This window comes from Sphaerisporangium sp. NPDC049003 (assembly GCF_043197795.1).
In the GTDB taxonomy this organism is placed as follows: domain Bacteria; phylum Actinomycetota; class Actinomycetes; order Streptosporangiales; family Streptosporangiaceae; genus Sphaerisporangium.
On the sequence record NZ_JBICTU010000032.1, the window covers coordinates 51,422 to 63,381 of the forward strand.

Here is an 11,960-nt window from a genome sequence, read left to right on the forward strand (position 1 = left end):
GGAGTCCAGCTCTGTCTTCACACAGATGTCGGGCTCCCTCCTGTCGCTGACGCAGGTGATCCCTGACTTCGGGGTCTATGCGGTGGTCCGCCGGAGGGCCAGTTCCTTTTCCCCCTCTGGCAGCGCGTCGGCGACCAGTAGCCGCGGCAGCAGTCGCGGTTCCAGGGTCACCGCCCGGAAGACGAGCGCGACGGTCACGTCGTGGGAGGGCCGGTGCACGACCTCGACCGGGTCAGCGGCGCGGATCTCGCCGGGCTCGATCACGCGCAGATACGCGCCCGGCCGGGCGGCCCGCGTGAACCGCTTGATCCAGCCGTCACGCTCCAGCCAGCCCTGGAAGGTCCCACACGGGATACGCGCGCACGACACCTCCAGGACCGCATCCGGCCCGATCCGCCAACGCTCACCGATCAGGGCGCCGTTGACGTCCAACCCCTGGGTGGTGAGGTTCTCCCCGAAGACTCCGTTCCCGAGCGACCTGCCCAGCTCGGTCTCCCACTCGTCGAGATCCTCGCGGGCATAGGCGTAGACGGCCTGGTCGGGACCGCCGTGGTTCTTCACGTCATAGACTCGGTCACCGACGAGGCCGACCGCGCCGGTGCCGTTCTGCCGCGTGGCCGTCCGCGTCCTGCGGCGCATCTCGCGCTCAGCCGCGACGGGCTCAGGCGGGCGGGCCGGTGAGCTGGCGGAGTATGCCCAGCCTGTCGGGAAGGACGGCGTACTCGACGATGCGCCCGTCGCGGAACCTGATCGTGCTGATGCTCTCGCCGGTGAAGCGCCGGCCGCTCGGCGGGGCGCCGAACACCTCGCCGCGCTGCACGCCCTCGATGGTCCAGTAGACGACCACCCGGTCCCCTTCGGCCACGGTGTCGGTCACGGTGGCCGTCACGCCCTCCACGGCCGACCGCAGCCAGGTGACGTGCTCGACGAAGCCCGCCCGCCCGGCGCCCAGCCCTCCTCCGGTCGGGGTGGCGCTGTCCTGGCCGTCCTCGGCGATGATCTCGTCGAGGACCTCCAGCTTCCCTTGGGAGACCACCTCCTCGTAGAAGCGCCGCGCCACGGCCTTGTTCGTCTCAGTGCTCAACGATGTGCTCCTTGTCAGTCGGCTGTCGCGGTGGCGCGTGGTCACCGGATCTCGGGAAGGGGAAGCAGGCCGAGGTTGGCGTCCAGGCCGCCGTCGACCACCAGCGACGTGCCCGTGACGTAGGACGCGGCCGGGGACGCGAGGAACCAGATCGCCTCGGCCTGCTCGCGCGGCTCGGCGAACCGCTGGAGCGGGATGTTGCGCTCGATGAGGGCCAGCAGGGCCGGGTTCTGGTGGACGCCCGCGTTGATGCGGGTGCGGGTCAGTCCGGGGGCGACGGCGTTGACGCGGATCCCCTGCACGGCGTAGTCGAGGGCCGCGGCCTTCACCAGGTTGATCACGGCGCCCTTGGTCGCGTTGTACGCCCAGTTGCCCGGATCGGCGCGTATCCCCGCGACCGACGCGGTGGCCACGATCGAGCCACCACCGGCGGCGCGCAGCGCGGGCGCCGCCGCCCGGATACCGAGGATGGGTCCCCGGAGGTTGACCGAGATGATGCGGTCGGCCGCCTCGACCGCGCCGGGGTACTCGAACGGCAGCGTGCCCCCGATCCCCGCGTTGAGGATCGCGCCGTCGAGCCGGCCGAACCGCTCGACGGCGAGCGCCACCGCGGCCTGGTTGGTGTCCTCGCCCGACACGTCACCGGCCAGGGTGACCACCCGCTCGGTGCCGGCCAGCGCCTTGAGGCCGGCCTCGTCGTGGTCGACCGCGACGACCCCGACGCCGCGCTCGGCGAACAGCTCGACGGTGGCCCGGCCGATCCCGGACGCGGCGCCGGTCACCAGGACGGCCCGGGGCCGCCCTTCGGTGCCGGGCGCGGAAGTGGCTGAGGTCATCTGAGGCCTTTCAGGTCGGTAGCGGAGCGGCCGTGCCCGTGCCGAGGCGTGGGACGGCCGCGAGGAGGGCGGAGGTGTACGGGTGGCGTGGGGCCGTGAACACGGTGTCGACCTCTCCGATCTCGACCACCGCCCCGTCCTTCATCACCGCGACCCGGTCGCAGAACTGGCGGATGACGCCGAGGTCGTGCGAGATGAACAGCAGCGACACCCCGGCCTCCCGCCGCAGGCGGGCGAGCAGGCCGAGAATCTGGGCCTGGACGGTGACGTCCAGGGCGGACACGGGCTCGTCGCAGACGAGGACCTCGGGCCCGGGGGCGAGCGCGCGCGCGATGGCCACGCGATGGCGCTGCCCACCGGAGAGCCGGCTCGGCCGCCGCCCGAGGAAGCCCGCGTCCAGGCCGACGTCGGCGAGCAGCTCGACGACCCGGTCACGCGCGCGGGGCCCCGTGTGGCCGGGGCCGATCGCCTCCGCGACGACGCGTTCGACGGTGAAGCGCGGGTCGAAGGAGCCGAGCGGATCCTGGTCGACTAGCTGGATCCGTGACCGCCGGTCCCGGCGCTCGCGCTCGCGCAGGCCACTCCACGCCTGGCCGGCGAGCCGTACCGATCCGGCGTCGGGGTCGGGGTCGAGCTCGGCGAGGACGAGGCGGGCGGTGGTGCTCTTGCCCGAACCGGACTCGCCGACGAGCCCGAGCGCCTCCCCTGCCAGCAGGTCGAAAGACACGTCGTCGACGGCGGTACGCCTGCGGCCGTCGAGGGACCGGAACCGCTTGGTGACCCCCCGCACCTCCAGGACCGGCCCGCCGGCCACGGGCGGCGGCGAGGCCGCCGCCGGGACGCGGCCCGGGCCGGGACGTACGCCGGGGTGCCAGCAGCGGGCCCGGTGACCCGGCTCCAGTTCCACCGAGGGCGGCGTCTCCTCACGGCAGCGGTCGTCGGCGAGCGGGCAGTGGGGGGCGTAAGGGCAGCCGGCCCGCGCGGGCCCGGCCGTCCCCGGCGCCTCGGAAGCCACGCGCGGCCCGTCCACGCTGGGCACCGCCGCGAGCAACCCGGCGGTGTACGGGTGCGCCGGTTCGGAGAGCAGGCGGGAAGCGGGACCCTCCTCCATCACCAGACCCGCGTAGAGGATGGTGACACGATCGGCCATCCGGGCCACCACCGCGAGGTCGTGGCTGATCAGCAGCACCGCCGTGCCCGCGTCCTTCATCGCCCGCAGCAGGTCGAGCACCTGGGCCTGGAGTCACGTCCAGGGCGGTGGTCGGCTCGTCCGCGATCAGCAGGGACGGCCGCGCCGCGATGGCCGAGGCGATCAGCGCCCGTTGCCGCAGGCCGCCCGAGAGCTCGTGCGCGTACTGCAGCAGCCGTTCCTCCGGGTGCGGGATGCCCACGTCGGCGAGCAGCCCGAGCACCCGTTCCTCAAGGCCGTCCCGGGGCACGAGGCCGTGTACCTCAAGGGGCTCGGCCACCTCGTCCCCGACCCGCCGCAGCGGGTCGAGCGAGCTCAGCGCGTCCTGCAGGACGTACCCGATGTGACGCCCGCGCAGCCGCCGCCACTCCCGCCGGCTCAGCCCGCGCAGGTCCCGTCCCCCGAAGGCGAGGGTCTCCGCGCGCACGCCGGCCGTCTCGCCCGCGAGCCCCAGCAGGGTGCGGGCCGTGACGCTCTTGCCGGAGCCCGACTCGCCCACCAGCGCGACGCACTCCCCCGCCCGCACCGAGAGGCTCACGTCCCGTACGGCGTGGACGACCCCGTGGCGGGTGGTGAAGTCGACCGACAGCGCGGCGACGTCGACCAGCGGCCGGCCGCTCATCCGCGCTCCCCGCCCTCGTAGCGGTCGCGCACTGCCCGACCGGCCACCGTCACGGACATGACCGTCAGCGTGATGGCCGCGCCGGGGAAGATCCCGAGTGTCCACGCGGCGTCGAGGTAGTCGCGGGCCTGGGCCAGCATCGATCCCCACTCGGGGTCGGGCGGCCGCGGCCCCAGCCCGAGGAAGCTGAGCGAGGCGCCCGCGATGACGGCCGTTCCGACGTTCATGGTCGCGAGGACGAGCAGCGGCGCGAGCACGTTCGGGGCGATGTGCCGGGCGAGGATCCGCCACCTGCCGATCCCGAGGTTGACGGCGGCCCGTACGTAGGCGGAGTCGCGCACGACGACGGCCCGCACGCGGACGACGCGGGCGAACCCCGGCGCGAGGGAGACGGTGATCGCCACCATGACGTTGCCGGTGCCGGGCCCGAGCACGGCGACGACGAGCAGGGCCATCAGGATACTGGGGAAGGACAGCAGGATGTCGGCGACACGCATGGCCGCCTCGTCGACGACCCGGCCGCCCAGCGCGGACAGCAGCCCCCACGCAGAACCGGCGAGCCCGGCCAGCACGGTGGAGCCCACCCCTACCAGCAGCGACGACCGCGCGCCGTGGACGACGCGGGCCAGGACGTCGCGCCCCAGCTGGTCGGTGCCGAACGGGTGGCCCGGCCCGGGCGGGCGCAGCGCGACGGCCGGGTCGACCTGGTTGGGATCGCCCGCGAGCAGGCCGGGGAAGGCGGCGGCCACGCAGACCAGCGCGAGGAACGCCCCGGCGACGACCAGGCCGGGCGGCACGGGCAGGCGGCGCGCCGTCCGCCTCACCGGCGGCGCGGCGCTCGTACGGCCGAGAACGGCCGCCCGCGCCGAGGCCGCCGATGTGGCGGGCGGCGGGACCGGCGCGGGAGCGGTCACAGGGCGACCTGCCGCATGCGGGGATCCACGACACGGTAGAGCAGGTCGAGACCCAGGTTGATCAGCGAGAAGGCCGCCGCCGCGAGCACGACCCCCCCCCCGTGACGACAGGGAAGTCGCGCCCCTGGACCGCCGACACGACCACCTGGCCGATGCCCTGCCGGGCGAAGACGGTCTCCACCACGACGACCCCGCCGAGCAGCTCGCCGAGCGCCCTCCCGGAAAGGGTCAGAACCGGCAGGGCCGCGTGGCGCAGAGCGTGGCGCAGCCGGACGCGGTTCTCCGTCGCGCCCCTCGACCGGGCGGTGAGGGCGAACGGCTGCTCCAGCGCGTGCTCGACGCCCTCGCGGGTGACCTGGGAGAGCACCCCGGCGATCGACAGGGTCAGCGTCAGCCACGGCAGCACGAGCGCGGGGAGCCCGTCGCCGAGCACGGGGAACCAGCGCAGGTGGAAGGAGAACGCGATGAGCAGCAGCGTGCCGATCCAGAAGTTCGGCGTGGAGATCGAGCAGAACTCGAAGACCCGGGACACCGCGCGGGTGCGCGGACGGCCCGCGGTGAGCACGGCCAGCGTCACCGCCAGCGCGAACCCGAAGACCATGGCCCCGGCGGCCAGAGCCGCTGTCGCCCCGAGCTGTTCCATGATCACGCTGCCCACCGCCTCGTTGAGCTGGTAGGACCTGCCGAGGTCGGCGCGGAGCAGCCTGCCGGCGAAGATGGCGTACTGCACCAGGAGCGGCCGGTCCAGGCCGTACTGGGCGCGGATCGCGTCGAGCACGGCCGGTGTGGCGGTGGCCTGGACCCCGCCCGCGATCACGCGGGCGGGGTCCCCCGGCACCAGCCGCATGCCGGCGAAGGCCAGCGTCGCCGCGCCCCACAGGACGAACACGGTCTGCGCCAGCCTGCGCAGCAGCCAGCGTGCCGGAGGTGGCATCCTCGCTACGCCTTCAGCCAGGCGCTGTGGAACGTGGGATAGGTCTGCACGTCGAAGGCGACCCCGCCGACCCTGTCGGAGAACCCGTTCAGCTGCACCGGCGTGTAGAGCGGCAGCACGTACGCCTTGTCGAGCACCTCGCGCTGGACCGCGGCGTAGTCGCGGGCCGCCGTCGCGGGGTCCGCGGTCTCGGCGGCCTCCTGCACCCAGTGGTCGATCTCGGGCGAGGAGACCAGGGCGACGTTGCCGCCCGCCTTCGCGTAGGTGTTGCCGGAGGCGAACGCGAAGCGCAGGACGTCGGGGGTGGGCCTGGCGAAGCTCACGTCGACCAGGTCGTACTCCCCTCCGATCAGGTACTCGCTGACGAAGGCGCCGGTGTCGACGGCCGGCCTGTCGATCTTGATGCCGACGAGCTTCGCCTGGGCCTGGATGCCCTCGGCGAGGACGTCGCGCTGCTCCTTGTTGCCCTCGGCCCAGTACGGCCAGGTCAGCGTCAGCTCCTTGCCGTCCTTGACGCGGTAGCCGTCCTCGCCGGTCTGCTTCCACCCGGCCTCGTCCAGCAGTCGCCTGGCCTTGGCGGGGTCGTAGGAGGAGAGGGCCTGCTCGGCGCCCGGGTCGTACGCGGCGGTGGTCGCGCTGAGCGGGTTCTTCACCGCCTTGTAGTAGCCGAAGTAGATGTTCTCGACCAGCTGCTCGACGTTGACGGAGGCCGAGAGCGCCCGGCGGACGGCGAGGTCGCGGAGCGGCCCCCGCGTCTGGTTGAGGTACAGGTTGTAGTTGAGGCCCGGCGTCTCGCGGACCCCCAGGCTGAAGCCCGGTAGCGACTTCAGCGCCCCGGCGTCGACAGGTGGCACGCCGGCGATGCCCTGCACCTGGCCGCTGGTCAGCGCCCCGTAGCGGGTGGCGTCCTCGGACACGAACTCGAAGTCCAGGCCGTCCAGGTAGGCGGCTCCCTGGTGGGACGCGCCGGCGGGGGGCGAGGTGTAGCCCGCGTACTTCTTCAGCGTGACCCGTTTGTCCTTCTCCCAGGAGACGTACGAGAAGGGACCGGTGCCGACCGGACGGTACTCCGCGACCGGCTTCCGGAGCGCGGCCGGACTCTGGATGCCGAGGTACGGAACCGAGAGTGCCTGCAGGAACAGCGTGAACGGCCGGGCCAGCGTCACCTCCACGACCAGGTCGCTCACCACCGTGGACCTGCGGTAGGGAGCGATCAGCGAGGCCGCGTACGCCGACTTGGTCGCGGGGTCGACCACGTGGTCGAGCGACGCCTTGACGGCTTCGGCGGTGAGCGGGGTGCCGTCGTGGAACCTCACTCCCTCGCGCAGCGTGAAGGTGTAGGTCGTGCCGTCGGCGGAGACCTTCCACTCCTTGGCGAGCCAGGGGCCGAACCGGTCGGCGCCGGTCTGCACGACGAGCGAGTCGAAGATGTTCCGGTCGATCAGCCCGGTGACCGCGGTCGCCGCCACGGCGGGGTCGAGCGACACCTGGGTGCCCGCGATCGCGTAGCGGAGCGTGCCGCCGGGCACCGGCCCGCCCGAGGCGGTCCCTGTCGCCGCGGGCTCCGTACGGCCGCGCAGCGCGATCACCGCGACGATCGCGACCAGGACCGCGACCGCCAGGACGGCGAACAGCGCGGGACGCCTGGAGCGCAACCGGCGGCGCGTCCTCGTGGGCGTTTGTTCGGTACGGGTTGCCGGGCTTTCCGTGGATGACATCGTGCGGCCGTTTCTGTCGCGGTGGGGCAGGCGAAAGGCGGTATGCGGGGACGATCGCGCACCCTTTCAGGCGCGGCGAAACCGAACGGCCGGGGCCGTGGAATCAGCGTTGTCGTGGCCGGCGCCGAGCCATATGCCGCCTTTCCCGAGCCATCGCGGAAAAGACCGGCCGGCACGGATCGTCACTGGTGGAAGGGCTTGTTCACCCGCGAGGGGAGGCCCGGGCGCCGCACAGGCGGGGGCGTACATCGCCCGAACCATTCATTCAGTGACATAGGTGGATCACACCATAAACACCGGTACCCGTCAATGAGAATACCGGCTTTGCCCTGTCGATATACCGGGAATCATCGTGCAATTCAATTTCCTGATGAGTCATCATTTGAATAGGTAATGGGATGGGCCGCGGTGGCGCTCCGGTCAGGTCAGGATGGCCCGCGATCGGGCCCACGCACGGCGCCGGGACGCGGCACGACCGTACGGGCCGGGCGCGGGAGGCCGGGGAAACCGATCAGAGGAGACCAGAGGAGGAGGAGATCAGAGGAGGACGGTGCGCGCCGGGATCAGGGAGGCGAAGAACTTGCCGAGCGTCGCGCGGGCGCTCTCGACGATCCTCGGGTCGAGCCCTCGCCTGCTCGCGAGGCGCACGGCGACCGATCCCTGCCCTGGCAGCTCGATGATCTCCTCCACCCCAGGTGGGGCGCTGCCCGTGGTCGGGAGCAGGGCCACCCCGAGCCCGGCCCTGACTCCCGCGAGGATGCCGTCCAGGTTGGTCGCCTCCGCGGTGATCGTCACCGCCCAGCCCGCGTCCTCCAGGGCTCGCAGGGCCTGCTGACGCAGGCTGCACGGCTCCTGGAAGGCCACCAGGCGCAGGAGGTTGCCCGAGGAGGGCGGCGCCCAGCCGGGCGCGGCGAACCAGCGCAGCGGGAGCGACCCCACCTCCACGCCGGTCACCGTGGCCGTGGCGCCGAGGATGAGCGCGATGTCGACCGTGCCGCGCACGGTGGCCTCGGCCAGCTCGGTGGTGCGGTCGAGCCGGAAGACCATGTTGTGCCCCGGGAAGGCCGACCGCAGCTCGGTGAGGAGCTCGGGCAGCACCTGGTCGGCCGCATGCTCGGTCGCGCCGACGGTCAGCGTCGCCGCCCGTTCGACGCCGAGCCGGCCCATCGCCTCGTCATGCGCGGCGAGGAGCCGCCGCGCCTCCGCCAGCAGGACCTCCCCGGCGGCGGTGAAGCGCGTCCCGCGCCCGGTGCGCTCGACCAGGGGCTGGCCCACCACACGCTCCAGCGCGCGGACATGCTGGCTCACGGTGGGCTGGCTCGTCCGCAGCACGGACGCCGCCCGCCCGAAGCCCCCGCTATCCGCGATGGTCACGAACGTTCGCAACTGCACGAGGTCCAACAGGGCGGCCATGACTGCATGCTACTCTAAAAACCCACTATTTCTACCTAAAATGTCGGTTGCATCGAGCGTGAGATTTCACCGGCGCGGTCGCGCACGCCGTCAGACGGAGAACTCGCCGAGCAGGCCCGTGTACTTCTTGGGGCCGGGCGGGGCGAACTCGCCGCGGGTGCTCGTCCGCAGCCCGAGGGACACCAGCGACTCCACGAGCTTGGTCGCCACGGCCACCCCGTCGATGACCGGCACGCCGACCCGGCGGGAGACGTCCGCGCAGAAGGACGCCATGCCCGCGCAGCCGAGCACGATCGAGTCGCACCCGTCGCGTTCGACCGCCGTCGCGCACAGGTCGGCCACGACCTCCCGTGCGTCCGAGGACGGGTCGTCCAGCTCCAGCACCGGGATGTCGCAGGCGTGGACCTCCCGGCACGCGCCCGCGAAGCCGTACCGGGCGGCGAGGTCCCATGTGCGCCCGGTGGTCCTGGCGAGGGTCGTCACCACGCTGAAGCTCCGCCCGACCAGGGTGGCGGCGTGCATGGCCGCCTCGGCGATCCCGACCACGGGACCGGACGCCAGCTCGCGCGCGGCGTCCAGGCCCGGGTCCCCGAAGCAGGCGATGACGTAGCCGTCCGTACCGGCCCTCTCCCCCGCCGCGACCTCCGCCAGCAGGCCGGGGACGGCCAGGGCCTCGTCGTAGTGGCTCTCGATCGACGCAGGACCCATGGCCGGGTTGACGGCGGTGACGACCGTGGACGGCGCCGCCACCGCCCGGGCGCAGCGGCCGATGCTCTCGGTCATGGCCCGGGCGGTGTTGGGGTTGATCACCCGGATGCGGGCCATCAACCGGCCTGGGCCGTGCCGTCCGACACCAGCTCGGCGTCGCGGTCGAGGCCGCCGATCGCCGGCGACATTCGTTCGAGGACGGTGAAGGCGGCGAAGCCGAGCCCGCAGCCGACGAACCAGCTGTAGTCGGCGATCCAGGTGACGTCGACCGTGGTGAGTTCGAGGTCGAGCAGCATCTTCGGCACCAGCACCGAGGCGATCGCGGGCACGCCGCTGAGCACGGTGGCCCAGACCGCGTTGGGGTTGTAACCGTTCCTGAACCAGTAACGGGCCGTCGGGTCGAGCGTGAACAGGTCGTCCACCCACACCCGCTGACGGCTCACGATGTAGTAGCCGGAGATCAGGATGCCGAAGAGCGGACCGATCAGCGCGCCGAGGATTCCGAGCGTGTAGTGGATGGCGTCCGGGTTGCTGTACCAGTTCCACGGCGTGAGCAGCACCGACCCGACGGCGGCGATCATCCCGCCGGTGCGCCAGCTGATCTTCTGCGGGTTCACGTTGGAGAAGTCGAAAGCCGGGGAGATGAAGTTGGCGACGATGTTGATGCCCACGGTCGCGATGACGAAGGTGAGCCCGCCCAGCAGCACGGCGAACGGGGTGCCGATGCGCTCGACCGTGTGGATGGGGTCGGTGATGAGCTCGCCGAACACCGGGACGGTCGCCGAGGCGGTGATCACGGTGAGCAGCGAGAAGAACAGGAAGTTGACCGGCAACCCGAGAAGGTTGCCCTTCTTCACCGCCCCGAACGATTTCCCGTACCGGGAGAAGTCGCCGAAGTTGAGCATCGGGCCCGAGAAGTACGACACGACCAGGGCGATCGCGCTGAGCATGACCGGGATGGACGCGCCGAAGCCGAGGTTCTCGCCCTCGGAGAGGTCCAGGCTGATGTTCCCCCAGCCCGCCTGGCCGACCAGGTAGACCGCGAGCACGACCATCACGACGTACACGGCCGGCCCGGCCCAGTCGATGAACCGCCGGATCGCCTCCATGCCCTTCCAGAACACGGCCGCCTGGGCCAGCCAGAGAATGGCGTAGCAGATGTAGCCGAGGGTGGACAGGCCGAGGAAGCCGCCCTCGTTGAGCGCGGCCGTCGATGGACAGAACTTCAGGAAGATGATGATGAGCGACTGCGCGGCGAGGTAGGTCTGCACCCCGTACCAGGCGATCGCGATGAGGCCCCGGATGATGGCCGGGATGTTGGCACCGCGCACCCCGAAGATGGCCCGGTTGATGACCGGGAAGGGCACGCCGGTGACCTGGCTCGGCTTGGCGACCAGGTCGCAGAACACGTTCACGATGACGATGCCCGCCAGCAGGGCGAACAGGACCTGCCAGCTGTGCAGCCCGAGGGCGAACAGGCTGCCCGCGGTGACGTACCCGCCGACGCTGTGCACGTCGGACATCCAGAAGGCGAAGATGTTGTACGAGGACCAGGTCTGCTTGCGGAGCGGCGCCAGGTCCTCGTTGGCGAGCCGGGGGTCGTAGCCGGGCTTGATGAGACCGGCGCCCACGGGCATGCCGGCCGCTTCGAGGAGGTCGTGTGGTTTCGGCTGGGACGGTGCACTGTGTTCGGTCATTTCAGCTTCCGTGGGGGGTATTGTGCGGGAACTGGATGTCCTGGGTGCGGGCATGACGAGGCAGAGGCGGGACGTGCTCGGTGGGCCGGCGAACGCGATGCCGCTAGGCTGCGCGGCCTCGGGTGTTAAGTGGTCACTTAACAGATGGCGTCAATGTATGCCTTGACATCCGGGCCCTAATTTCGCGGGCGTAAAGGCCTTGTGACAATTGGTGTGGAGGCCATGACAGCCATGACCCCGGAACCGGGCGCGGAGATCGAGGCGGTCACCAACGAGCGGCTCGGGCGGCGGCTACGCGAGCTGCGGCTCCAGTCGGGGATGTCGCTGCGTGCGCTCGCGCGCGAGCTCGGCATCTCGGCCAGCGCGGTCTCGCAGATCGAGCTCGGCACGATGCGGCCGTCGGTCAGCAGGCTCATCGCCTTCGTCTCCGCGATCGGCGTGCCGCTGGCCGCCGTCTTCGACACCGGGGCCGCCGACGCCGCGCCCTCCTCCCCCGTCGACCGGTTCGCGATCAGGCGCGCTCGGGAGGTCGCACCCATAGAGCTCAGCGGCGGCGTCACCTTCCGCAGACTCTCACCCGTGCCCTCGCCCGACGTCGAGTTCTTCGAGTCGACCTATCCGCCGAGCTCGATCTCCAACGCCCACGGCCACTTCCTGCGGCACGAAGGCTACGAGGTGGGCACCGTGACCCAGGGCGAGCTCACCATCGACTTCGAGTCGGAGGTCGTCACGCTCGCCGAGGGCGACTCCATCACCTTCTCCTGCGACCGCCCCCACATCATCGGCAACCGGTCGGAGACCGTCACCGCCGTGGCGACCTGGCTCATCGTCCACCACTGACGCGC

The 11,960-nt window shown here is 71.7% G+C and carries 11 protein-coding genes and 1 pseudogene; 1 reads left to right on the forward strand and 11 read right to left on the reverse strand.

Annotated elements, in window-relative coordinates; all coding sequences use genetic code 11:
* Positions 1-75: 75 nt before the first annotated feature.
* The 11 genes and pseudogenes from ACGFIV_RS29975 to ACGFIV_RS30025 form a co-directional block, all read right to left on the reverse strand.
* A complete protein-coding gene (locus ACGFIV_RS29975) occupies positions 76-639 on the reverse strand; it encodes an MOSC domain-containing protein (RefSeq protein ID WP_392838305.1) in 564 nt (187 codons plus the stop codon).
* 22 nt (positions 640-661) lie between these two features.
* Positions 662-1,084: an ester cyclase gene (locus tag ACGFIV_RS29980; protein ID WP_392838306.1), complete on the reverse strand. Its 423-nt coding sequence runs from the start codon at positions 1,082-1,084 to the stop codon at positions 662-664.
* Between the two features lie 41 nt (positions 1,085-1,125).
* A complete protein-coding gene (locus ACGFIV_RS29985) occupies positions 1,126-1,920 on the reverse strand; it encodes an SDR family NAD(P)-dependent oxidoreductase (RefSeq protein ID WP_392838307.1) in 795 nt (264 codons plus the stop codon).
* Positions 1,921-1,930: 10 nt separating this feature from the next.
* Positions 1,931-3,151: an oligopeptide/dipeptide ABC transporter ATP-binding protein gene (locus tag ACGFIV_RS29990; protein WP_392838308.1), complete on the reverse strand. Its 1,221-nt coding sequence runs from the start codon at positions 3,149-3,151 to the stop codon at positions 1,931-1,933.
* 85 nt (positions 3,152-3,236) lie between these two features.
* Positions 3,237-3,731, reverse strand: a pseudogene (locus ACGFIV_RS29995) (ATP-binding cassette domain-containing protein); the annotation flags it as partial.
* Positions 3,728-4,645: an ABC transporter permease gene (locus tag ACGFIV_RS30000; protein WP_392838309.1), complete on the reverse strand. Its 918-nt coding sequence runs from the start codon at positions 4,643-4,645 to the stop codon at positions 3,728-3,730. The gene ACGFIV_RS30000 and the pseudogene ACGFIV_RS29995, both read right to left, overlap by 4 nt.
* Positions 4,646-4,706: 61 nt before the next feature.
* The gene (locus ACGFIV_RS30005) at positions 4,707-5,579 is read right to left on the reverse strand and encodes an ABC transporter permease (RefSeq protein WP_392838310.1); all 873 of its coding nucleotides are present in this window, start codon (positions 5,577-5,579) and stop codon (positions 4,707-4,709) included.
* Positions 5,580-5,584: 5 nt separating this feature from the next.
* Positions 5,585-7,234: an ABC transporter substrate-binding protein gene (locus ACGFIV_RS30010; protein WP_392838311.1), complete on the reverse strand. Its 1,650-nt coding sequence runs from the start codon at positions 7,232-7,234 to the stop codon at positions 5,585-5,587.
* 600 nt (positions 7,235-7,834) lie between these two features.
* The gene (locus tag ACGFIV_RS30015; RefSeq protein ID WP_392838312.1) at positions 7,835-8,710 is read right to left on the reverse strand and encodes a LysR family transcriptional regulator; all 876 of its coding nucleotides are present in this window, start codon (positions 8,708-8,710) and stop codon (positions 7,835-7,837) included.
* A 90-nt stretch (positions 8,711-8,800) separates the two neighbouring features.
* Positions 8,801-9,535, reverse strand: a complete 735-nt coding sequence (locus ACGFIV_RS30020) for an aspartate/glutamate racemase family protein (RefSeq protein WP_358560840.1) — start codon at positions 9,533-9,535, stop codon at positions 8,801-8,803.
* Positions 9,535-11,115 (reverse strand): NCS1 family nucleobase:cation symporter-1, encoded by a 1,581-nt coding sequence (locus tag ACGFIV_RS30025; RefSeq protein WP_392838313.1) that lies wholly within the window; start codon positions 11,113-11,115, stop codon positions 9,535-9,537. The genes ACGFIV_RS30020 and ACGFIV_RS30025 overlap by 1 nt, the downstream gene beginning before the upstream one ends.
* A gap of 222 nt (positions 11,116-11,337) precedes the next feature.
* Here ACGFIV_RS30025 and ACGFIV_RS30030 point away from each other — a divergent pair, with 222 nt between their 5' ends.
* Positions 11,338-11,955, forward strand: a complete 618-nt coding sequence (locus tag ACGFIV_RS30030) for an XRE family transcriptional regulator (RefSeq protein ID WP_358560846.1) — start codon at positions 11,338-11,340, stop codon at positions 11,953-11,955.
* The last annotated feature ends 5 nt before the right edge of the window (positions 11,956-11,960 follow it).